General features: G+C 69.1%; 21 protein-coding genes. 12 read left to right on the top strand and 9 right to left on the bottom strand.

The annotated features are described in order from the left end of the window. Positions 1-13: 13 nt before the first annotated feature. The 4 genes from ASE12_RS01705 (at position 14) to ASE12_RS01720 (ending at position 4627) form a co-directional block, all read left to right on the top strand. Complete coding sequence (locus ASE12_RS01705) at positions 14-532, top strand: flavin reductase family protein (protein ID WP_056396133.1); 519 nt, start codon at positions 14-16, stop codon at positions 530-532. A 76-nt stretch (positions 533-608) separates the two neighbouring features. Continuing rightward, positions 609-2489, top strand: coding sequence for a 1-deoxy-D-xylulose-5-phosphate synthase (gene dxs, locus ASE12_RS01710; RefSeq protein WP_056396136.1), 1881 nt, complete (start codon positions 609-611; stop codon positions 2487-2489). A 16-nt stretch (positions 2490-2505) separates the two neighbouring features. After that, positions 2506-3402: a proteasome assembly chaperone family protein gene (locus tag ASE12_RS01715; RefSeq protein ID WP_056396138.1), complete on the top strand. Its 897-nt coding sequence runs from the start codon at positions 2506-2508 to the stop codon at positions 3400-3402. Between the two features lie 76 nt (positions 3403-3478). Then, positions 3479-4627: a DUF418 domain-containing protein gene (locus ASE12_RS01720; protein WP_235508816.1), complete on the top strand. Its 1149-nt coding sequence runs from the start codon at positions 3479-3481 to the stop codon at positions 4625-4627. Here ASE12_RS01720 and ASE12_RS01725 read toward each other — a convergent pair. From ASE12_RS01725 to ASE12_RS01740, 4 genes are read right to left on the bottom strand one after another with little or no spacing between them, the layout of a single operon-like run. Then, positions 4624-5418, bottom strand: a complete 795-nt coding sequence (locus ASE12_RS01725; RefSeq protein WP_056396142.1) for an ABC transporter permease — start codon at positions 5416-5418, stop codon at positions 4624-4626. The two genes, ASE12_RS01720 and ASE12_RS01725, sit on opposite strands and share 4 nt — an antisense overlap. 1 nt (position 5419) lies before the next feature. Beyond that, positions 5420-6370: an ATP-binding cassette domain-containing protein gene (locus ASE12_RS01730; RefSeq protein WP_056396145.1), complete on the bottom strand. Its 951-nt coding sequence runs from the start codon at positions 6368-6370 to the stop codon at positions 5420-5422. Between the two features lie 23 nt (positions 6371-6393). Then, positions 6394-7263, bottom strand: coding sequence for a DUF4097 family beta strand repeat-containing protein (locus ASE12_RS01735; RefSeq protein WP_162255458.1), 870 nt, complete (start codon positions 7261-7263; stop codon positions 6394-6396). Then, the gene (locus ASE12_RS01740) at positions 7260-7757 is read right to left on the bottom strand and encodes a hypothetical protein (protein ID WP_056396150.1); all 498 of its coding nucleotides are present in this window, start codon (positions 7755-7757) and stop codon (positions 7260-7262) included. The genes ASE12_RS01735 and ASE12_RS01740 overlap by 4 nt, the downstream gene beginning before the upstream one ends. Positions 7758-7834: 77 nt before the next feature. Between ASE12_RS01740 and ASE12_RS01745 the strand changes: the two genes are divergently transcribed. Next, positions 7835-8707 carry an acyl-CoA thioesterase II gene (locus ASE12_RS01745; protein ID WP_056404449.1) on the top strand — a complete coding sequence of 291 codons (873 nt, stop codon included), beginning with the start codon at positions 7835-7837 and terminating at the stop codon, positions 8705-8707. Here the strand turns inward: ASE12_RS01745 and ASE12_RS01750 are convergent. From ASE12_RS01750 to ASE12_RS01760, 3 genes are read right to left on the bottom strand one after another with little or no spacing between them, the layout of a single operon-like run. Beyond that, on the bottom strand, positions 8704-10590 hold the full coding sequence (locus tag ASE12_RS01750) for a CocE/NonD family hydrolase (RefSeq protein ID WP_056396153.1): 1887 nt from the start codon (positions 10588-10590) through the stop codon (positions 8704-8706). The two genes, ASE12_RS01745 and ASE12_RS01750, sit on opposite strands and share 4 nt — an antisense overlap. Before the next feature lie 51 nt (positions 10591-10641). Then, entirely contained in the window at positions 10642-11523 is an 882-nt protein-coding gene (locus tag ASE12_RS01755) for a MaoC family dehydratase (protein ID WP_157412777.1), read from the bottom strand. A gap of 1 nt (position 11524) precedes the next feature. Further along, on the bottom strand, positions 11525-12874 hold the full coding sequence (locus ASE12_RS01760; protein ID WP_056396156.1) for a 3-oxoacyl-ACP reductase: 1350 nt from the start codon (positions 12872-12874) through the stop codon (positions 11525-11527). Between the two features lie 147 nt (positions 12875-13021). Here ASE12_RS01760 and ASE12_RS01765 point away from each other — a divergent pair, with 147 nt between their 5' ends. Together ASE12_RS01765 and ASE12_RS01770 are read left to right on the top strand one after the other, a co-directional pair. Next, on the top strand, positions 13022-14413 hold the full coding sequence (locus ASE12_RS01765) for an acetyl-CoA C-acetyltransferase (RefSeq protein WP_082582022.1): 1392 nt from the start codon (positions 13022-13024) through the stop codon (positions 14411-14413). 99 nt (positions 14414-14512) lie between these two features. Continuing rightward, positions 14513-15472: an SDR family NAD(P)-dependent oxidoreductase gene (locus ASE12_RS01770; protein ID WP_056396159.1), complete on the top strand. Its 960-nt coding sequence runs from the start codon at positions 14513-14515 to the stop codon at positions 15470-15472. 13 nt (positions 15473-15485) lie between these two features. On the opposite strand, the gene ASE12_RS01775 is transcribed toward ASE12_RS01770, so the two are convergent. After that, complete coding sequence (locus tag ASE12_RS01775; protein ID WP_056396162.1) at positions 15486-15776, bottom strand: hypothetical protein; 291 nt, start codon at positions 15774-15776, stop codon at positions 15486-15488. Positions 15777-15835: 59 nt separating this feature from the next. Here ASE12_RS01775 and ASE12_RS01780 point away from each other — a divergent pair, with 59 nt between their 5' ends. Then, positions 15836-16483 (top strand): TetR/AcrR family transcriptional regulator, encoded by a 648-nt coding sequence (locus ASE12_RS01780; RefSeq protein ID WP_056396165.1) that lies wholly within the window; start codon positions 15836-15838, stop codon positions 16481-16483. Positions 16484-16525: 42 nt separating this feature from the next. After that, a complete protein-coding gene (locus tag ASE12_RS01785) occupies positions 16526-17911 on the top strand; it encodes a pyridoxal-dependent decarboxylase (protein WP_056404455.1) in 1386 nt (461 codons plus the stop codon). A 14-nt stretch (positions 17912-17925) separates the two neighbouring features. On the opposite strand, the gene ASE12_RS01790 is transcribed toward ASE12_RS01785, so the two are convergent. Further along, positions 17926-18585 carry a TetR/AcrR family transcriptional regulator gene (locus tag ASE12_RS01790; protein ID WP_056396168.1) on the bottom strand — a complete coding sequence of 220 codons (660 nt, stop codon included), beginning with the start codon at positions 18583-18585 and terminating at the stop codon, positions 17926-17928. A gap of 50 nt (positions 18586-18635) precedes the next feature. Here ASE12_RS01790 and uvrB point away from each other — a divergent pair, with 50 nt between their 5' ends. The 3 genes from uvrB (at position 18636) to ASE12_RS01805 (ending at position 22734) form a co-directional block, all read left to right on the top strand. After that, the gene (gene uvrB / locus ASE12_RS01795; protein WP_056396170.1) at positions 18636-20717 is read left to right on the top strand and encodes an excinuclease ABC subunit UvrB; all 2082 of its coding nucleotides are present in this window, start codon (positions 18636-18638) and stop codon (positions 20715-20717) included. Positions 20718-20744: 27 nt separating this feature from the next. Then, positions 20745-21530, top strand: coding sequence for an aldose 1-epimerase (locus tag ASE12_RS01800; RefSeq protein WP_082582023.1), 786 nt, complete (start codon positions 20745-20747; stop codon positions 21528-21530). 175 nt (positions 21531-21705) lie between these two features. After that, positions 21706-22734 carry a TerC family protein gene (locus ASE12_RS01805; RefSeq protein WP_369797158.1) on the top strand — a complete coding sequence of 343 codons (1029 nt, stop codon included), beginning with the start codon at positions 21706-21708 and terminating at the stop codon, positions 22732-22734.

A 22734-nucleotide genomic window follows, 5' to 3' on the forward strand; every position in this document is an offset into this window, starting at 1 on the left:
GCACAATGAAGATGTGACGATCCACTCGGACCACCCGTTCGTACCCGCTGAGGGCGATCGCGACCAGCTCCGGCGCGTACGTGGCCGTCTGCCGGCGCCGGTCACCGTGTGGGCCACCGGCGAGGGCACTCGGCGGCGCGGGCTGACCGTGTCGTCCCTGCTCCTGGCGGCGGGGGATCCCGACCGGGTGCTCGGCCTGATCGACCCGGACTCCGACTTCTGGGAGGCGGAGCCGAACACCTGGACCGTCAACGTGCTGGGCGCCGAGCACCGGTTCCTCGCCGACGCGTTCGCCGGTACGGCACCGGCGCCGGGCGGCCCGTTCACGCTCGGGGACTGGACCGACAGCGAGTGGGGACCCGTGCTGACCGGAACGGCAGGCTGGATCGGCGTACGCCGTGATGCCGACGAGCCCCGTGAGGTCGGGTGGGGCCTGCTGGTCGAGGGCATCGTCGAGTCGGTCGCTGTGGGTGAGGCGGATGCTCTGGTGCACCTCCGGGGCCGATACCGCGACCTCGGCGCAACCGACTGAGGAGCCCGCCGACTCGGCGCGGATGGCGCACGTCGATAGACTGACCGCTATGGCTGAGAGCGGGGAGGAGACACCGATGAGCGTTCTCGCGAACCTGACCGGACCCTCCGACCTGCGCGGCATGAGCGACGACGAGCTCGCTGCGCTGGCGACCGAGATCCGCGAGCTGCTGATCACCTCGGTCGCCTCCAACGGCGGTCACCTCGGACCCAACCTCGGCGTCGTCGAGCTCGGCATGGCGATCCACCGCGTGTTCGACTCACCGCGCGACCGGGTCGTCTGGGACACCGGCCACCAGGCGTACGTCCACAAGATGCTCACCGGCCGCGCCGGCCAGTTCGGGACGCTGCGCAAGGAGGGTGGCCTGTCGGGCTACCCGAGCCGCGCCGAGTCCGAGCACGACTGGGTCGAGAACTCGCACGCCTCGACGAGCCTGTCGTACGCCGACGGGATGGCCAAGGCCAACCTGCTGCTCGGCAAGGACGACCACGTCGTCGCCGTCATCGGTGACGGTGCGCTGACCGGTGGCATGGCCTGGGAGGCGCTCAACAACATCGCCGCCGACAACGACCGCCGCCTCGTCGTGGTGGTGAACGACAACGGCCGCTCTTACACCCCGACCGTGGGCGGACTCGCCAACCGGCTCACCGAGATCCGCACCAACCCCAAGTACGAGCCCGCGCTCGGTGCGATCAAGGAGCGGCTCAACCGCTCGCGCATCGTGGGCCCCGCTGCGTACGAGGCGCTGCACGCGATCAAGAAGGGCGTCAAGGACGCGCTGGCACCGCAGGGCATGTTCGAGGACCTCGGGCTCAAGTACATCGGCCCCGTCGACGGCCACGACCGTCCCGCCGTCGAGCGCGCGCTGACCCAGGCCAAGAAGTTCGGCGGCCCCGTCCTCGTGCACGTGCTGACGACCAAGGGGCAAGGCTACGACATCGCGGTCGCCAACGAGAACGACCAGATGCACCAGGCCAACCCGTTCGACCGGGCCACCGGCGAGGCGGTCAACGTCGCGCCGGCCGGCTGGACCTCGGTGTTCCGCGACGAGATCGTCCGCATCGCCGACGAGCGTCCCGACATCGTGGCGATCACGGCGGCGATGCTCTATCCCGTCGGCCTCGACGCGTTCGCCGACAAGTTCCCTGATCGGGTGTTCGACGTCGGCATCGCCGAGCAGCACGCCGTGACCAGCGCCGCCGGGCTCGCGATGGGCGGCCTGCACCCTGTCGTCGCGGTCTATGCGACGTTCATCAACCGCGCGTTCGACCAGGTGCTGCTCGATGTCGCCCTGCACCGGTGCGGCGTGACGTTCGTGCTCGACCGGGCCGGCGTCACCGGCGACGACGGTGCCAGCCACAACGGCATGTGGGACATGTCGCTGCTGCAGATCGTGCCGCGCCTGCGACTCGCCGCTCCGCGTGACGGCTCGCAGCTGCGTGAGCTGCTCCGTGAGGCCGTCGACGTCGACGACGCACCCACCGTCGTGCGGTTCGCCAAGGGTGGCGTGTGCGAGGACCTCCCGGCGATCGAGCGCATCGGCACGACCGACGTGCTCTCCCGCGACGACGCCAAGGACGTCCTGATCGTCGCGATCGGCTCGTTCGGCCACCTCGGCGCCGACGCGGCCGAGATCGTACGCGCTGCGGGCCACGGCGTGACGGTCGTCGATCCCCGCTGGGTCAAGCCGATCGACCCCGCGCTCGTCGAGCTCGCCTCCGGCTACGACCTCGTCGTCACGGTCGAGGACAACGGTCGCCACGGCGGTGTGGGAGCGGCGTTCACCCAGGCCGTACGCGATGCAGGCCATGACGTGCCGATCCGCGTGCACGGCGTCGAGCAGGAGTTCCTCGACCACGCCAAGCGCGACGTGATCCTCGAACGACTCGGGCTCACACCGCAGGCTGTCGCCGACGACACGCTCGCCGCGTTGTCGCGGAATAGCACCGACGGGTGAGTGGTTGACCATGGCGATGAAATGGCTACCGCGACGCGAACCTGACGAGACCCCCCGCGAGGGCAACGGTCCGATCCTCATCCATGCCCTCGACGGGTTCCTGGGTGCCGGTTCTGCTGCCCGCATGGCCGCAGACCAGCTGCGCTCGGGCCACGGCGAGGTCGTCCACGAGTTCGACATCGACGCGCTGCTCGACTACCGGGCCCGCCGCCCGATGATCGCGTTCCGCGAGGACCACTACGCGGAGTACGACGACCCGACCTTGCAGGTCGTGCTCGAGCACGACGACAACGGCATGCCCTACTTCCTGCTGGCCGGCCCGGAGCCCGACTTCCACTGGGAGCAGTTCATCGCCGAGGTCCATGACTTCATCGAGGAGCACGACGTCCCGCTGACCCTCGGGCTCGGCGCCGTGCCCATGGGCGTGCCCCACACCCGGCCCACCATGATCACCGCTCATGGCACGCGTCCCGACCTGGTCGACCGGCAGAACCTCTGGTCCGCGCAGGTCATGGTCCCGTCGTCCGCGCAGTCGCTGCTGGAGTACCGCCTCGGGCAGTGGGGCCACGACGCCGCCGGCTACGTCGTGCACGTGCCGCACTACCTCGCGCAGATCGACTACCCGACCGCGTCGCTCGCGCTGATCGACGCCCTCGTCGACCGCACGGGGCTCAGCATCAACGTCGACTCGCTCAAGGCCCGCCAGGAGGCGGCCCTCGCGGAGATCGAGCAGCAGATCGAGGAGCAGGGCGGCCAGAGCCTGCTCGGCGGGCTCGAGGAGCAGTACGACGCGTTCACCCGCGGTGCGGCCCAGTCGCTGCTCGCCAGCGACGAGGACCTGCCGAGCGGCGACGAGCTGGCCGACCAGTTCGAGCAGTTCCTGGCGCGTCAGCGCAAGAACGACCAAGGCTGACGCGCGCCGAAAGTAGCGGGTGGCCGGCGACCTTCGGCCGATGGAAGGTGCCGACCGTCTTCCGTACGTTCGTGGGGTGTCCTCGACTCCGCTGAGCGCCAGTCCCGGCCCGCTCGCTCCGGCCGACCGAGCTCTCGGCCCTGACCTCGCCCGCGGCTTCATGCTGCTGTTCATCGCGCTGGCCAACTCGCACTACTTCCTGAGCGGTGACTCGGTGCGTGGCGGCTTCCCGATGGACGGGTCGAGGCTCGACTCCGCCGTGACCTGGTTCGTCGCGACGTTCGTCGATGGCCGGGCGTTCCCGATGTTCGGCCTGCTGTTCGGCTACGGGGTGGCGATGATCGTCCGGCGCCAGGAGGCGCTGGGACCCAAGGGCGTGCGACACCTCCTGTGGCGTCGGGCGATGTTCCTCGTCGTCGTGGGATTTCTCCACGCGATGCTCCTCTACGTCGGCGACATCCTCGCGGCGTACGGCGTGCTGCTGCTCCTCGGCGCCTGGGCGGTGAGGTGGAGGGACGGCTGGCTGCTGGGAGTGGCGGCGGTGATCTTCACCCTCGGGGCGTTCCCGTCGGGTGACTCGATGTCGATCGTCACCGACCCACCGGACCCGTCGATGCTGCCTCCGGACCTGCTCACGATGCTGTCGGACCGGATCGTGGCGCAGCCGTTCATCATGCTGCTGGGTCCGATCGGCTTCGCCTGCCCGTTCCTCGTGGGGCTGTGGGCCGGCCGCCGCCGAGTCCTGGAGCAGCCGGAGCTCCACCGCCGGTTGCTGACCGTGACGGCGGTCGTGGGCATCGCGGTCGCCGTGCTCGGCGCCCAGCCCGTGGCACTCATGCTCGCCGGCGTCACCGACGTGCCGAGCCGCAGCACGCTCGAGCTGATCGGCCCGTGGCACGACGCATCCGGAGTGCTGGGCGGGTTCGGCTATGCCGCCGCGATCACGCTGCTGGCCGCCCGCTTGAGCAAGGAGGGTCGCGTCGTCCGGGCGATCGCCGCGACAGGACAACGCTCGATGACGTTCTATCTCTCGCAGTCCGTCGTGTGGACGGTGGTGTTCACACCGTTCCTGCTCGATCTGTCCGGGCCATTGAGCGTCGCCGGCACGGCGCTGCTGGCGACGATGACCTGGGTGTCGACCGTGGTCATCGCCGACCGCATGCGCCGTGCCGGTTATCGGGGTCCGTTCGAGCTGCTCGTGCGGGGGGTCACGTACGGGCGCTAGACCCGTTCGGCGACCTTCTCGTACGACCGCATGGCCCAGACGTAGCCCAGCAGGGCGATCGCTGCGCTCCAGACGATCGTCAGCACGACGCCGTTGCCGAGGTCCGCGCCGGTCAGCAGGCCGCGCACGGACTCGGTGAACGGTGTGAACGGCTGGTTCTCGGCGAACCAACGCACGCCTGACGGCATGGTGTCCGTCGGCACGAACCCGCTGCCGAAGAACGGGAGCAGGAGCAGCGGCATCGGACTGTTGCTGGCCGTCTCGACGCTCTTGGCGCTCATGCCGAGAGCCACCGTCAGCCAGGTCAGGGCAAACGTGATGGCGGCGAGGACGCCGACCAGGGCCAGCCAGTCGAGCGGCGACGCCGACGGCCGGAACCCGATCACCAGAGCGACTACCAGGACGACGGCCATGCACGCCAGCGTCTGGAGCATGCTGCCGACGACGTGCCCGGTCAGCACCGCCGCGCGGGAGATGCCCATCGTGCGGAAGCGGTCGATGATGCCCTCGGTCATGTCCATCGCGACCGCGATCGCGGTGCCCTGGGCGGCGCCGGCGACCGTCAGCACGAGGATGCCGGGCACGAGGTACTCGACGTACGCGTCACGGCCACCGGAGGCGACGCCGAGCCCGGCGCCCATCGTGCCGCCGAGGACATAGACGAACAGGAGGAGGAAGACCACCGGGATGCCGACCAGCATCAGGGTCAGGGAGGGGTAGCGCTGCATGTGGCGCAGGTTGCGCCGCAGCATCGTTGCGGAGTCGCGGGTGGCGTAGGTCAGTGTGCTCATGTCAGCTGGCTTTCTGTGCGTCGTGTCGGTCGGTGAGGGCGAAGAAGACGTCGTCGAGGTCGGGCGTGTGGATCGACAGGTCGTCGACCTCGATCGACTCGTCGAGGCCGGCGAGCAGGGTCCTCAGGGAGCCGATCCCGCCGTCGCTCGGCACCTGCAGCGTCAGCGCCTCGTCGTCGCGGGTGGCCTCGGCGAGGTGCCGGGCCGCGGCGTCGAGGCTCGACGCATCGGCGAACCGCAGCAGGATGTGGCCGCCGGGGATGAGCCGCTTGAGCTCGGCCGGCGTGCCCTCGGCGACGATCGCGCCTCGGTCGAGCACCGCGATGCGGTCGGCGAGCTCGTCGGCCTCGTCGAGGTACTGGGTCGTGAGGAAGATCGTCACGCCGTCGGCGACGAGTCCGCGGATGATCTGCCACATCGTGTGGCGGCTGCGTGGGTCCAGCCCGGTCGTCGGCTCGTCGAGGAAGATGATGCGCGGATCGCCCACCAGCGTCATCGCCAGGTCGAGCCGTCGCTTCATGCCGCCGGAGTACGTCGGCGGAGTCTTGCCGGCCGCCTCGACGAGGTCGAACTGCTCGAGGAGCTCGTCGACGCGGCGCCGGCCGACGTCCTTGGGCAGGTGGTTGAGGTCGGCCATCAGGAGCAGGTTCTCGCGTCCGGTCAGCAGGTTGTCGATCGCCGAGAACTGCCCGGTCACGCCGATCTGCCGGCGAACGGAGCCGGCATCGCTCGTCACGTCGTGACCGGCAACCGTCGCGACGCCGCCGTCGGGCTTGATCAACGTCGACAGGATGCGGACGATCGTCGTCTTGCCGGCGCCGTTGGGTCCCAGAAGTCCGAAGATCGTGCCGGCGGGGACGTCGAGGTCGATGCCGTCCAGCACGACCTTGTCGCCGTACGCCTTGCACAGCCCGGTCGCGGTGATGCCGGAGTGAGTGGGGGTGGTGCTCATGGTTCCTCTTCTCGTGGTGGTGGTCAGGCCGGCGAGCGGTGGATCAGGATGTCGCCGTAGGACGTACGGGCGCGGACCTCGACGGTCTGCTCGGACTCCGCGGGGGAGTCGGTGGCCTCGAGCGAGCTGCGCACGGTGCCGGACTTGCTGCTCGCGTCCAGCCACGCAGCGGTGCCGGTGCGGATGCCGATCTCGACGTCCCCGTACGCGGTCTCGAGGGCGGCGGAGCCACGCTCGACCTCGGCGACCCGGACGCTGCCATAAGCGGTCTTGGCCTTGACCGACCCCTGGGCCTGGGCGACGGTGATGTCGCCGTTGGCCGACTTGGCGTCGAGCGTGCCGGTGACGGTGCCGAGCCGGATCTCGCCGTTGGAGTTCTTGATGACGGCGTCGCCCTCGATGCGGCTGACGCGCAGGGCGCCCGATCCCGTGGACAGGTCGGCGTCGCCGGCAACAGCTCCGGCGGTGACGTCGCCGAAGCCGGTGCGGGCCTGCAGGGCGTCCGTGGAGTCGACCCGCACGTTGCCCATGCCGGTCTTGACGCGGCAGGCGCCGAGTGGCCCCTCGACGTCGAGCCGGCCCATCGCGAGGTCGGCCGACAGGTCGGATCCGGCCGGCAGCTCGACGAGGATGTCGACGGCGCCACCGTTGCCCCACAGGCTGGCCGCGCGCCAGCTGCGCTGCGCCACGATCCGGAGGAGGCCGCCGAGGAGCTCGACGGTCACCTGCTCGGCCGCTCGTACGTCCGCGGAGCGCTGCGCGTCACGTGGGCGCACGTCGACGCTCGTGGTGGCGCTGTCGCCGGTGGTGATGCGTACGTCGCCGACACAGGCGAGGTCGATCGTCACCGAGAGGTGGTCAGGCGTCTGGAAGTCGTGTGTGGTCATGGTCATTTCACCCATCCGCTGAAACGCTGGCTCGTGGTGGTCGTGGGGGTGTTGCGCCGCCTGTCGGGGTCGGCGGCGGCTGCGGCGGTGCGCACGAGCCAGCTGTTGACCGACAGGCCGTCGCGGCCGGCGGCCGCCTCGATCTGCGACTTGAGCTGCTCGGAGAGGCGCACGGTGAGCCGCGACGTGCCACTGTCGTCGGCCTCGACCGGAGGCGGCGTCGCCGCGGTGCTCGCCTGGTCGAAGGACTGCTCGCTCGGAGCCGTCGTGACGACCAACTCGGGATCGCGTCCCCGCAGGCGTACGTCGACCGAGCCCGGGGCGAGCTCGGTGGTGATCTCGGCGGCGGCGGCGGACAGCACGTCGAGCAGCACGAGGCGGGCCGCCGACTCGAGGGGAGCCACGAGGCGTTCGGCCATCTCGCGGGCCTCGTCGCCGCCGGCCGCGGCCGCGACGCCGAGGTGGCGGCGAAGGTCTTCGATGTAAGGGTTCAGGTCCATGACGTCATCATGACACCACTATGACGTCACATGCAAGTCACGATGGCGTCATCGTCGCTCACCGCTACGATCGGACCGTGCCTGCATCCCTTGAAGACGTCGTCGGACTCCTGGATCTCGAGCAGCTGGAGGTGGGTCTCTATCGCGGGTCGCAGCCCGAGGCATCGGAGCTGCCGCGCGTGTTCGGTGGCCAGGTGGCGGCCCAGGCGCTCATGGCGGCGCAGCTCACCGTGCCCGACGAGCGCCACGTGCACTCGCTGCACCTCTACTTCATCCTCGGCGGAGATCCGAGCATCCCGATCGTCTACGACGTCGAGAACGTCCGCGACGGTGGCTCGTTCACCACGCGGCGCGTCGCGGCCCGTCAGCACGGCGAGATCATCTTCTACATGACCGCGTCGTTCCAGGTCGTCGAGGACGGCTGGGACCACCAGGACGCGATGCCCGACGTGCCGTCGCCGGACGAGTCGCTGCCGCTGACCGACGTCATCGGCGGCCGTGGCTCGGAGGCGGCCGAGTTCTGGAACCGTGAGTGGTCGTCGTTCGACATGCGCTACATCGGCGACAACCGGGCCGAGGACGACCCGCAGCGCCGGCTCGTCCCCGTCGTGCAGCGCCTGTGGTTTCGCGCCGACGGCACGCTGCCGGACTCGCGGATCGTCCACAACGCGGCGTTCACCTACATCAGCGACCTGAGCCTGCTCGGCGCGAGCCTCGTGCCGCACGGGACGTTCATCGGGGCCCCTGACGTCCAGGCGGCCTCGCTCGACCACGTCATCTGGTTCCACCGGCCGATCGCCGCCGACCAGTGGCTCCTGTACGACCAGACCTCGCCGTCGGCGTCCGGTGCTCGCGGTCTGAGCACGGCTCGGGTCTTCACCGAGGACGGCACGCTCGTGGCGACCGTCGCCCAGGAAGGCCTGATCCGCCGGATCACTCCTCGCGGCTAGGGGATCGTCGGCAGCGTCCCGACGCTCGGGAAGTTGATCGTCGACGGGTACGTCGCCGAGTTGTGGATCTTGAGCACCGTCAGCGTGCCGAGCAGGTCCGGCAGCGTGGGCAGCAGGTGCGGGACGTCGAACGCCTGCACCGCGATCCGCAGCTTGTGGCCCGGCAGGATCTTGGCTCGCGTCGGGAAGATCTCGACGTCGATCGGCGCGACCTCGTTGGGCGCGAGCCGCTTCTGCGCTGCCTTGGTGAACGGGTGGAACGGCTGGATCAGCACGCCGTCGAGATAGCGCGACTTGCTGGTGTCGAGCGCTCGGTGCGAGATGACCTGCCAGCCTCCCGTGAGGCGCTTGACCGTGCCGTCGGGTGCTTCGTCCTCGAGGGCGACCGACAGCATGCCGTCACCACCGGCGCTCGAGGCGTACAGGTGGGCGTTGATCGGCCCCTGGACCGTCACGGCCTTGGTCAGCGGCTTGGTCGAGAACACCGCGCCCGCCTTGTCGTTGAGCTGGTTGTCCGAGAAGCAGGGGAGCTGGGCGAGTAGCAGGTTGGGCACGCCCGCGGTCCACTGGTTGGCCGAGCGCGTGCAGAGCCCCGCTGCGGGGATCGGGAGGATGCTCGAGGTGCCGGCGGTCGCGGTGCCGGACGTGAGGCCGCCCGGGGCGCCGAGCAGCGCGGACGTGCCGGACAGTTTGAGCTTGGCGCCGGTCAGGGACGGGCCGATCCACTTCGTGCTCTTGGCCCACGCGCCGGTGCCCTGCTCGTAGTACGTGAGGTTGGCGATGTCGCTGTTGAGCGTCGAGTCGCTGCGACCCTTGAGGTAGTGGTCGAACCAGCGCAGCTGCAGCTCGCCCAGCGATCCGTAGCCGGCCTTGGCGATGTCGGCGCCGCTCGAGGCCTGCAGGTGGTCCCACGGGCCGACGATCATCTTGGCGGGGATGCCGCGCTTGTTGAGGTTCTCGAACAGCAACGGCGTGCCGCGCTGGAACAGGTCGTACTCGCCGGACACGAAGAACGCCGGGACCTTGACCTTGTCGATCACGTTGATGACCGAGCGCTCCTTGTAGAACGCCCCGTCGTATGCCGGTTCACCGCCGAGGAACGCGCTGAGCAGCAGCGGGACCGTGAACGTGCCGGCGCCGGTGAGGTGGTCGAGCAGCTCCTTGATCGCCGAGTCGGGGCTCGTCGCCAGCACCGTCGGCGGGATCAGGCCCGTCGAGGTGACGAGGCCGAGCCACAGCGGGATGAAGCCGACGTCGAGCTGGCCGCCCGAGGCGACGACGTCGCGGTAGACGTCAGCGCCGGGCACCTGCGGGAAGATCGCCTTGAGCCCGGGCGGCTGGGCTGCCGCGGCCCAGAGCTGGCTGATGCCCATGTAGGACGGGCCCGTCATGCCGGTGATGCCGTTGCTCCACGGGCGCGCCGACGAGTGCGCCCACGTCATGATCTCGCCGCCGTCCTTGTTCTCCCGGGCGTCGAAGGCCCTCCAGATGCCTTCGGAGCTGCCGGTGCCGCGAGCGTCGACGGTCAGCTGCACGTAGCCGCGCTTGACGAGATAGCTCGAGTCGCCGCCGAGGAACCCGCCGGCCGAGCTGACGACGGTCTTGTTGTACGCCGTGATGGTCACCAGGACCGGGAACCGCTTGGCGATCGCCTTGCCGTTGGCGTCTGCCGGGCGTACGACATCGCCGCGCAGGATCGTGCCGTCGGACATCGGGATCGCCACGTCGCGCTCCGTGACGGTCTTGGGGTACTCCGCGGCACGGGGCTTCCACGTCGTCGCAGCCGTGGCTGCCGTGGTGCTGAACGTGAGCGAGGCGGCGATCATCCCGAGCGCGAGCCCGACGATCATGAGCAGGCGATGGACCGTGGTTCGAGCGTGCACGAAGGGCTCCCTGTGTCGTTGCCGTGATCAACGACCCAAAGTAAATCGGAGTTACGCTTCGGTAACAACCCTTCCGACGAGGTGAGTCACCGGCTTCTTCGCACCCTTGACGCCGAAGACGAGCTCGCCGCGCTCTGCCTGTGACCCGAACACGACGGTGCCCGGCAGCAGGATCGGCTTGCGGAACTCGACGTCGACCGCGAACGCGGCGGGCAGCTTGTTCTGCAGCGCCGAGAGGCTGCGAGCGAGGGTCCACATGCCGTGGGCGATGTTGGTGGGGAAGCCGAACGCCTTGGCGGTCAGCGGGTAGAGGTGGATCGGGTTGCGGTCGCCCGACACCGAGCCGTAGCGGCGGCCGAGGTCACCGGCGAGCTTCCAGTGCACGACGCCGTCAGGTGCCTCGACGCCTGCCAGGGGAGCCGGTGAGGTCTCCGCGCTGCCGCCCTTGTGGCGGGAGAACAGCGTCGTCACCTCGTCCCAGACGAGCTCGCCCTCGACGGAGACCTCGGTGATGAGGTCGACGAGCGAGCCCTTGGGGTGCGGCCGCAGGTCGGCAGCGCGTACGGAGACGTCGAAGGACTCCGCGACGCCGAGCGGGCGGTGCTGGCGGATCGTGTTGCGCAGGTGCACCAGGCCCATCGGCGCGAACGGGAACGCCGTGTCGGTCATCAGGGCCATGTGCAACCCGAACGCCGCCATGTGCGGGTAGGTCGCCGGGAGGTGGTCGCCGCGCGGGAACCCGCAGACCTCGTTGTAGGCCTCGAGGTGCTTGAGGTCGGTCACGACACCCTTGCGCTCCAGCACGATCTCGGGGACCGAGCCCTTGGCGTGCTTGATGCCGGGCAGCCCACCGATCACGGGGATCGCCGGCAGGACCGCCTTGAGCATCAACGGCGCGGTCGAGGGCGCCTTGTCGAACGTACGGGTGACCACGTCAGGCTCCGATCAGGGCCTGGCCGCAGACCCGCACGACGTTGCCGGAGATCGCGGACGATCCCGGGTTGGCGTACCAGGCGATGGCTTCGGCGACGTCGATCGGCTGGCCGCCCTGCGACAGCGAGCTGAGCCGGCGACCGGCCTCGCGGATGCCGAGCGGCATGGTCTTGACCATGTCGGTCTCGATGAACCCGGGAGCGATCGCGTTGACCGTGATGCCGTCCTTGGCGACCCGCTTGGACAGGTCGTTGACGAAGCCGATGACGCCGGCCTTGGCCGTGCCGTAGCTCGTCTGGCCGTTGTTGCCCGCGATGCCGGCGATCGACGAGATGCCGATGACGCGGCCGCCGGGGCGGATGAGCTTGCGCTTGAGCAGCTCCGCGGTGATGCGCTGCGGCGCGCCGACGCTGATGTCGATCACGAGGTTCCAGTTCTCGGTCTTCATGTTCTTGAGCCGCTTGTCGCGGGTGATGCCGGCGTTGTGCACGACGATGTCGACACCGCCGTGCGCCTTCTTGAGCGCGTCGGCGATGACCTTGGGCGCATCGGGCGCCGTGATGTCCTCGGCGATCGCGGTGCCGCCGAGCTCGGCCATGACGGCCTCCAGCTCGGCAGACAGCTGCGGCACGTCGAGGCCGACGATCGCCGCGCCGTCGCGGTGGAGCGTGCGGGCCATGGCCTCGCCGAGCCCGCGCGAGGCGCCGGTGATCAGCGCGACCTTGCCGGCCAGCGGCTTGGCCGGGTCGGCGACGGGGTCGGCATCGACGAGCTCGGTGAGCCCGAGGCGGATGACCTGGCCGTCGACGAACGCCGACTTGGGGGAGAGCAGGAACTCCAGGGTCGACCCGAGCGCGTTCTCGGCGCCGGCGCCGGCGTAGACGAGGTTGGCCGTGCTGCCGTTGCCACCGATCTCCTTGCCGGCAGAGCGTACGAAACCTTCGAGGGCGCGCTGTGCGATCGCCGCGGTCTCGGACTCGGCCTGCTCGGGGAGCGTGCCGATGACGATGAGCCGACCCGAGCTCGCGAGGCTGCGGAGCGCCGGGGTGAAGAACTGCTGCATGTCGGCGAGGCCGGCGGTGTCGCTGATGCCGGTGGCGTCGAACACCAGGCCCTTGTACGTCTTGCTGTCGGCGCGTACGCCCACCGACGTGATGCCGCTGGACTTCAACGTCGCGGCGAGCTGCTTGCCGAGCCGGCTGCCGGGAGCGGCGCCGATGAGGACGGTGCCCTTGACGAGCGGGTCACCTTCGGACCAGCGCTCGAGGACCGGGGGATTGGGCAGACCCAGGTTCTTGACGATGAACTTGCCGATCGGGTTGTGAGCAAGGGACTGATAGCGGTCGGCCATGACTTGGGTGTGTCCTATCTCTCGGATACCATTGGTATCTGGAATGCTCCTGAAACTGTAACCTCATGAAACAGCCCCGTCCACCAGCGTGGATGCGGCGCTCATCACGTTCCAGAACCATCGTTCACGAAGATCGAGGAGACCGCCATGGCGGACACGACACCAGCCAAGAAGGCGCCCACCAAGAAGGCACCCGCGAAGAAGACGGCCGCGACCAAGGCTGCGGAGACCGTGTCGAGCGTCGCGTCTGCCGCCGCTGGAGCCCAGACCGTACGCCGCGTCGCCGTGATCGGCGGCAACCGCATCCCGTTCGCGCGCTCCAACACCGTCTACACCAACGCGTCCAACCAGGACATGCTCACCGCGGCCCTCGACGGCCTCGTCGAGCGCTTCGGCCTCGAGGGTGAGCGGGTCGGCGAGTTCGCCGCCGGCGCCGTCCTCAAGCACAGCCGCGACTTCAACCTCGCCCGCGAGACGGTGCTCGGTTCCAAGCTGTCGCCCGACACCCCTGCGTACGACGTGCAGCAGGCGTGTGACACGGGCATCCAGGCCGCCGTGCTCGTCGCCAACAAGATCGCGCTCGGCAAGATCGAGTCCGGCATCGCCGGTGGCGCCGACACGACGTCGGACGCCCCGCTCGCGGTCGGCGACAAGCTCCGCAAGATCCTGCTCGAGGCCAACCGCGCCAAGGACAACAAGGGCCGCCTCGCCGCGCTCGCCAAGATCCGCCCGGCCTACCTGGCGCCCGACCAGCCGCGCAACTCCGAGCCGCGCACCGGACTGTCGATGGGTGACAGCCAGGCCATCACGACCAAGGAGTGGGGCATCACCCGCGAGGCTCAGGACGAGCTCGCCGTTGCCTCGCACCACAACCTCGCCAAGTCGTACGACGAGGGCTGGCAGGACGACCTGATGACGCCGTTCCTCGGTGTCACCAAGGACAACAACCTGCGTCCCGACTCGTCGCTGGAGAAGCTCGCGAAGCTCAAGCCGGTGTTTGGCAAGGGTGAGGGCGCCACGATGACCGCGGCCAACTCGACACCGCTGTCCGACGGCGCCTCGACGGTGCTGCTGGCGTCCGAGGACGAGGCCGAGAAGCACGGCTGGACCCCGCTGGCCTACTTCGTCGACTACGAGACGGCCGCCGTCGACTACGTCTCCGGCGCCGAGGGCCTGCTGATGGCTCCGGTCTACGCCGTGCCGCGCATGCTCGCCCGCCAGGGCCTGACGCTGCAGGACTTCGACTTCTACGAGATCCACGAGGCGTTCGCGAGCCAGGTGCTCACGACGCTCGCGGCGTGGGAGGACCCGATCTTCTGCAAGGAGCGCCTGGGCCTCGACGAGCCGCTCGGCTCGATCGACCGCAGCAAGCTCAACGTCAAGGGCTCGTCGCTCGCGACGGCACACCCGTTCGCCGCGACCGGTGGGCGCATCGTCGCCAACCTCGCCAAGCTGCTGCACGAGAAGGGCTCGGGCCGCGGCCTGATCTCGATCTGCGCCGCCGGTGGCCAGGGCGTCGTCGCGATCCTCGAGGCCTGAGTCGGTTCGACAAGCTCAAGAACGTGAGGTCCTTGAGCTTGTCGAAGGCACGTTCGCAGGCTTGCGCTGGAGCGTGCTCCAGCGCCTAGCGTCGGCGTCATGACGAACGCCACGCAACGGCCACTTCCCTCCGGCTTCGACGCCACCACGACCACGGACGACGTGCTCAAGGACGTCGACCTCACCGGCACGCTCGCCCTCGTCACCGGCGGCTACTCCGGCATCGGTATCGAGACGACGCGGGCGCTCGTTGCTGCCGGCGCGGAGGTCGTGGTGCCGTCGCGCCGGGTCCAGACCGCCCGGGAGCAGCTGGCCGGCTTCGAACGCGTCGAGGTCGGCTCCCTCGACCTGGGCGACCTCGAGAGCGTACGACGCTTTGCGGACCGGTTCCTGGCGACGAACCGCAGCCTCGACCTGGTCATCGACAGCGCCGGCATCATGGCCGCACCCGAGACGCGCGTCGGCCCCGGTTGGGAGTCACAGCTCGCGACGAACCACCTCGGCCACTTCGCACTGGTCAACAGGCTGTGGCCCGCGATCGAGCCAAGCGGGGCGCGGGTGATCTCGGTCAGCTCGCGTGGCCATCACTTCTCGCCGATCCGGTGGGACGACCCGCACTTCACGCAGGGCTACGACAAGTGGCTCGCGTACGGCCAGTCCAAGACCGCGAACTCGCTGTTCGCCGTCCACCTCGACGCCTTGGGCCGGGACGCCGGCGTGCGCGCGTTCGCGGTGCATCCGGGCGCGATCCTCACCGCGCTGGTGCGCCACATGTCGATGGCCGAGCAGATCGAGGCCGGATACCTGGACGAGGACGGCAACCTGATCGACCCGCGGTTCAAGTCACCCGAGGCCGGTGCAGCGACGCAGGTGTGGGCGGCGACCTCGCGACAGCTCGACGGCCTGGGCGGGCTCTACCTCGAGGACGTGGACGTGGCCGCGCCGTGGACGGAGGACCAGGTCTACACCGGCGTGAAGGACTGGGCGGTCGACCCCGACGAGGCGCAGCGCCTCTGGGCCCTCTCCGCAGAGCTGACCGGTGTCAACGCGTTCGCCTGAGTGAGCGCGCCGGTCAGACCCGGGAACCGAAGGCGTGCAGCACCTCCAGCGGTTCGCTGTGCGGCTCCTCTGAGGGCCGGCGACCGCCGAGCGCCGCGTCGACTGCGGGATGGATGCGCTCCTCGAACGCCGTGGCGCACTTGTCCCGCGACTCCCAGACATCGATGTAGCGCAGACCGCCGTCCTCGCGCCGTAGGCACAGGTGCACCAGGCAGCCGTCGAGGGGCTCGTCGCCGAGGTTGGCGATGACCTTCTCGTACGTCGGGAAGTCGATCGGTACGTCCTGCGTGAATGCGTAGACCATGATGTCTCCTGAAGTTGATCCGAATGACATTCGGATGAATACTGGTAGAGTAGGCAGCCATGGGAGAGCACGTCAAGACCCGCACCTACACCTCGTCACTGCGCGCCCAACAGGCCGAGCGCACTCGCGGTGCGATCCTCGACGCCGCCCGCAGCCTCTTCGTCACGCAGGGATTCCGTCGCACCACGGTGCAGCAGATCGCCGATCGGGCCGGGGTCAACATCGACACGATCTACTCGGCGGTCGGCCGCAAGCCCGCCCTCATGCGAGAACTGGTCGAGACGTCGTTGTCGGGGCAGAACGAGGCCGTGCCGGCCCAGCAGCGTCCGTACGTGCAGCAGATACGCGAAGCCGCGACAGCTGGCGAGAAGATCGACATCTATGCGGAGGCCATCGCCGAGATCCAGCAACGCATGGCCCCGATCTTCCTGGCCCTGCGTGACGCCGCGCTGAGCGACGAGTCGTGCCGCGCCCTTTGGAAGGAGATCAGCGAGCGGCGAGCACGCAACATGCTCGAGTTCGCCGCCGACCTCCGCGTGACCCGACAGCTACGTGCCGACCTCGACGACCAGCGGGTCGCGGACGTCATCTGGTCCATGAACGCAGCGGAGTACTGGGTGCTGCTTGTCGAGGAGCGTGGCTGGACCCCGGCAGAGTTCCGAAGCTGGATCGCGGATTCGTGGCGGAGGCTGCTGCTCGCGTCCTAAGGTGTGGCGAACGGCGAGCCAGCCGAGGAAGCCGGCACCAACATGACCGCACGCGGTGAGACATACGACGATTCGCTCGACAAGGCGCACCAACACGTACGCCGCTGGCTGTCGTCGATCGACGAGCGGCCGGTCGGGCCGCGCGTCACCGCAAGCGAGCTGCTGGAGAGTGTCGGCGGGCCGTTGCCCGACAACGGCCTGGACCCCGGTGACGTCGTGGACGAGCTCGCCGCCAAGGCGGACCCGGGGCTCATGGCGATCGCATCCGGGCGGTTCTTCGGCTGGGTCATGGGTGGGACGCTGCCTGCCGGGCTCGCCGCCGACTGGATGGTCAGCGGCTGGGACCAGAACGCCGGCATGCGCTACTCGACGCCCGCGACCGCTGCGCTCGAGGAGGCCGCCGCGAGCTGGCTGCTCGAGCTGTTGCACTTGCCGCCGACGGCCGACGTCGGCTTCGTCACCGGCGCCACGATGTCCAACTTCACCTGCCTGGCCGCTGCACGCCACGCGGTCCTCGCCCAAGCGGGGTGGGACGTCGAGCGCAACGGCCTGACGGGTGCGCCGCGGGTCCGTGTCCTCGTGGGCGCCGAGCGGCACGACACGATCGACCTGGCGCTGCGCTACCTAGGGCTCGGCCAGCCGACTCCGGTCGTCGCCGACGACCAGGGTCGTATCGACGTCGACGCGCTCGCCGAGGCGTTGGCCGCGATCCCGCCCGGCGAGCCGATCGTGCTGTGCCTGCAGGCCGGCAACGTGCACTCGGGCGCCTTCGACCCGTTCGCCGAGGCCGTCTCGCTCGCGCATGCCCGCGGCGCGTGGGTGCACGTCGACGGGGCCTTCGGGCTCTGGGCGGCGGCGTCGCCCGGGCTGAGTCACCTCGTCGAGGGCCTGTCCGGCGCCGACTCCTGGACGACGGACGCGCACAAGACGCTCAACGTGCCGTACGACTGCGGGCTCGCGATCGTGGCCGACTCAGGCTCGATGCGGGCGGCGATGGGGGTGCACGCGAGCTACCTGGTGGCCGACGAGACCGGGCCCGGCGACCCGTACGAGAAGGTGCCCGAGCTGTCCCGGCGGGCTCGTGGCGTGCCGGTCTGGGCCGTGTTGCGATCGCTGGGCCGCAAGGGAGTGGTCGACCTGGTCGACGGTCTCGCGGCGAATGCGCGCGCCATTGCCGCCGGGTTGTCGGAGATCGAAGGCGTCGAGGTGCTCAACGACGTCGGCTACACCCAGATCTGCGTGTCGTTCGGCAGCGACGAACGTACGCGTGAGGTCACCGCGCGGGTCATCGAGGACGGCACGACGTGGATGTCCGGCTCGCGCTGGCACGACCGCGACGTCCTGCGGGTGTCGGTGAGCAACTGGTCGACCGACGCGGAGGACGTACGCCTGTCGGTCGACACCGTACGGGCCGCGGTCGGTTCTTGAGCCTGTCGAATGGCTCAGGCTGACGGCTCGGCGCGCGCCATCGCGACGGCGGCGTGCTGCAGGTAGGTCTTGACCTCGTCGAACGGCACGGCGTCGACAGCCGGCAGACCCGGGTTCTGCTCGCGTACGGACAGCTGCAGCGTCGTCAGGTTCATGACGCCGAGCGCCTGCGTGTAGAACACGTTGGCCAGCAGGTTGGGGTCGCGTACGTGGAACTCGCCGGCCTTGACCCCGGCCTCGAGCACGTCGACGACATGGTTGAGGCACGACGCCATGGCACGGCCGAGGTCGAACATGACGCGTTCGCTGACCTCGGCCATGAGCTCGTCGCCACGGCGGCGCAGCAACGTCTGGGCGCAGTCGACGAACGCCGGATAGGCCGACCCGAAGTCGAGGAACACCACGACGAGGTTCTCGAGGCGATCGACCGGCTCGTGCGTGGCGTCGTCGGAGGTCTGCAGCATCTTGGCGAGCTCGTCGAGGTAGCCGACGAGTGTCTCGGCGAACAGCTCTTCCTTGCCCGAGAAGTGCCGGTAGATGATCGCCCGGTTGATGCCCACGGCCCGCGCGATGTCCTCGATCTGCGCATCGCGCACGCCGCGCTCGTCGAAGAGCGCACGGGTCGCGTCGAGGATCTCCCTCTTGCGCTCAGCGCGGCGTTCCGAGACGGGCATGACAGCCACTTTAGAGTGCTTTGTCGGTGGCGAGACGTAGGCTCGTAGGTATGCGTTCAGTGTCAGAGCTCCAGCGTCAGGTGGCGCCCATCGAGGTCGTCTCCGACTACCAACCCGCGGGTGACCAGCCGGCGGCGATCGCCGAGCTCGAACGCCGGATCAAGGCCGGCGTCAAGGACAACGTGCTGCTGGGTGCGACCGGCACCGGCAAGACCGCGACGACGGCCTGGCTGGCCGAGCGGCTGCAGCGGCCGATGCTCGTGATGATGCCCAACAAGCTGCTCGCGGCCCAGTTCGCCAACGAGCTGCGCGAGCTGCTGCCCAACAACGCGGTCGAGTACTTCGTCTCCTACTACGACTACTACCAACCCGAGGCCTACATCGCGCAGAGCGACACCTACATCGAGAAGGACTCGTCGGTCAACGAAGAGGTCGAACGCCTGCGGCACTCGGCCACGTGGTCGCTGCTGACCCGTCGCGACGTCATCGTGGTGGCCACGGTGTCCTGCATCTACGGCCTCGGCTCGGCACAGGAATACCTCGAGCGCATGATCGGCTTCAAGGTCGGCGAGGAGCTCCCGCGCGAGCAGCTGCTCCGCACGCTGGTGCAGGCCCAGTACGTACGCAACGACGTCGCGTCGACCCGGGGCACGTTCCGGGTCAAGGGCGACACCGTCGAGATCTTCCCGGTCTACCAGGAGCACGCGGTGCGGGTGGAGTTCTTCGGCGACGAGATCGAGCGGCTCATGACGCTGCACCCGCTGACCGGCGAGGTGCTCAGCGACGACCAGGAGCTCTACGTCGGAGCGGCCACGCACTACGCCGCCGGCCAGGAGACCATGAACCGCGCGATGCGCACGATCGAGATCGAGCTCGAGGAGCGGCTCGCCGAGCTCGAGGGCGAGGGCAAGCTGCTCGAGGCCCAGCGACTGCGCATGCGCACGACCTACGACCTCGAGATGATGCAGCAGGTCGGCACGTGCGCCGGCATCGAGAACTACTCGCGCCACATGGACGGCCGCGGGCCGGGCACGCCGGGCCACTGCCTGCTCGACTACTTCCCCGACGACTTCGTGCTGGTCGTCGACGAGTCGCACGTGACCATCCCGCAGATCGGCGCGATGTACGAGGGCGACATGTCCCGCAAGCGCTCGCTCGTCGAGCACGGCTTCCGGCTGCCGAGCGCGATGGACAACCGGCCGCTCAAGTGGGCCGAGTTCCTCGAGCGCATCGGCCAGACGGTCTACCTGTCGGCGACGCCGGGCAACTACGAGATGGAGAAGGTCCAGGGCGACGTCGTCGAGCAGATCATCCGCCCGACCGGCTTGGTCGACCCCGAGGTCATTGTCAAGCCGACCAAGGGCCAGATCGACGACCTGATCACCCAGATCCGGCTGCGCACCGAGCGCGAGGAGCGCGTGCTGGTCACGACGCTCACCAAGAAGATGTCCGAGGACCTCACCGACTACCTGCTCGAGGCCGGCATCCGCACCCGCTACCTCCACAGCGAGGTCGACACGCTGCGCCGCGTCGAGCTGCTCCGCGAGCTGCGCATGGGGGAGTACGACGTCCTGGTCGGCATCAACCTGCTCCGCGAGGGCCTCGACCTGCCCGAGGTGAGCCTCGTGGCGATCCTCGACGCCGACAAGGAGGGCTTCCTCCGCTCGGGTCGCTCGCTCATCCAGACCATCGGCCGTGCGGCGCGCAACGTGTCGGGCCAGGTCATCATGTACGCCGACACGATCACCGACTCGATGGGCTGGGCGATCGAGGAGACCAACCGGCGCCGTGAGAAGCAGGTCGCCTACAACGTCGCCAACGGCATCGACCCGACGCCGCTGCGCAAGAAGATCGGCGACATCACCGACATGCTGGCCCGCGAGGACGCCGACACGGCGACGCTGCTCGCCGCGACCGGTGACAAGCGCCGCAAGGGCGCGCCGGTGCCGCTCGGTCACACCGCCGACCTCGCCAACCTGCCCTCGGGTGAGCTCGCCGACCTCATCGAGCAGCTCAGCGAGCAGATGCGGGCGGCGGCAGCCGAGCTGCAGTTCGAGGTCGCCGCGCGTCTGCGCGACGAGATCGGCGACCTCAAGAAGGAGCTCCGCAGCATGCTCCAAGCTGGCGTCTGAGGTTTCGACCTACGGCATGCTGGCCTCGTGACTGATGTCTTGCGCAACGACCGGGTCCGGGCCGTCATCGACCCCACGAGGGGCGCCCGGCTCACCAGTCTGGTGATCGACGGCCACGAGGTGCTTGGCCGCGCCAGCAGTCCACACATCGACCCGGCGATCGCGGACGGCTGCTTCCCGATGGTGCCGTGGGCCGGCCGCGTACGTGACGGCCGACTGGAGCTGTACGGCGCGACGTACGAGCTGCCGCAGACCGATGGGACCCACGCCCTGCACGGCCTGGGACACGTCGCCGCGTGGGAGCGGGTCGCCGAGGGGGCGTACGAGCTCACGATCGGCGAACCGTGGCCGACCGAAGGCATCGCCACGCTGACCTACGAGCTGCTCGACGACGGCATGCGCATCGAGCTGTCGTGGGACGACGACACCGAGGCGCCGTGCTCGGTCGGGCTGCACCCATGGTTCCGGCGCCGGCTCGACACCGGCGGTGACCTCGTGGCATCGCTGCGGCCCGAGTCGATGGTGGAGCGCGGCACCGACGGCCTCCCGACCGGTCGACTCGTCGCCCCGACGCCAGGGCCGTGGGACGACTGCTTCCAGCTCGCCGCGACACCGGTGCTGACCTGGCCCGGAGCGCTCCAGCTCACGCTCGAGTCGTCCTCCGCCTGGTGGGTGGTCTACGACGAGCCCGACGACACCGTGTGTGTCGAGCCCCAGACCGCGCCGCCCGACGCATTCGACCACCCGGCGCTGCAGCCCGAAGGCCCATGGCCGCACGGCGTCTGGCTCGAGATCACCGCACGCACGATCTAGCGGCCCGACGCGTGGCGCGAGCACCCTCCCGCATCTGCAAGAATGATGCGTGGAGGGGAGTATTCCCCGATCGCAACGTCGTCATCACGGAGACTCCCAGCAGTCTCCCGGTGTTGCGGGCCGCCTTGCGCGGCGGAAGAGACCTCCGGCGTCCTGACGACCGGAGGTACCACCCGTGATCCTGCCCTTTGCCGAGAGCTCCGCCGACACGATCGGCATGTCGGTCTCCCAGACCGAGTGGTTCGTGACGATCGGCGTCACCGTCGCCGTGCTGCTGTTCGACGTCATCATCGTCGCGCGCAAGCCGCACGAGCCGACGCTCAAGGAATGCGCGATCTATCTCGCCGGCTACATCGGCCTCGCAGTCGCGTTCGGCATCTGGGTGACGATCCACCACAACGTCGACGCGAAGGGCGGCGACTTCGGCCTGCAGTTCTTCGCCGGGTGGCTGACCGAGTACAGCCTCTCGATCGACAACCTGTTCATCTTCCTGATCATCATGGCGAGCTTCAAGGTGCCCAGGAAGCTGCAGCAGGAGGCGCTGCTCGTCGGCATCATCATCGCGCTGGTGTTCCGCGGCATCTTCATCGCCCTCGGCGCGGTCGCGATCGAGAACTTCTCGTGGATCTTCTACATCTTCGGTGCGTTCCTGCTGTGGACCGCCTACACGCTCGTCAAGGACACCGATCACGACGACGACGGTGAGAACGGCGTCGTGCGCTTCGCCCGCCGCTACTTCAACACCAAGAACGAGTGGCACGGGCTCAAGCTCTTCATCAAGGAGAACAGGAAGACCTTCATCACGCCGATGTTCCTGGTCATCCTGTCGCTCGGCACGACCGATCTGCTGTTCGCGCTGGACTCGATCCCGGCGATCTACGGCCTCACCAAGGAGCCGTACCTCGTCTTCACGGCCAACGTGTTCGCCCTCATGGGTCTGCGCCAGCTCTACTTCCTGCTCGGCGACCTGCTGAAGCGCCTGATCTACCTGTCGCAGGGCCTCGCGCTCCTGCTGGCGTTCATCGGCGTCAAGCTCGTGCTGCACGCGTTGCACACGAACGAGCTGCCGTTCATCAACGGTGGCGAACACTTCGACGTGCCGGAGATCCCGACGCTCCTGAGTCTCGGCGTGATCGTCGGCATCCTGTCGGTCACCGCCGTGGTCAGCCTGACGGTCTCGTCGCGACGAGAGCGCCAGGGCTGA

It is taken from the genome of Aeromicrobium sp. Root236 (genome assembly GCF_001428805.1).
Taxonomy (GTDB): domain Bacteria; phylum Actinomycetota; class Actinomycetes; order Propionibacteriales; family Nocardioidaceae; genus Aeromicrobium.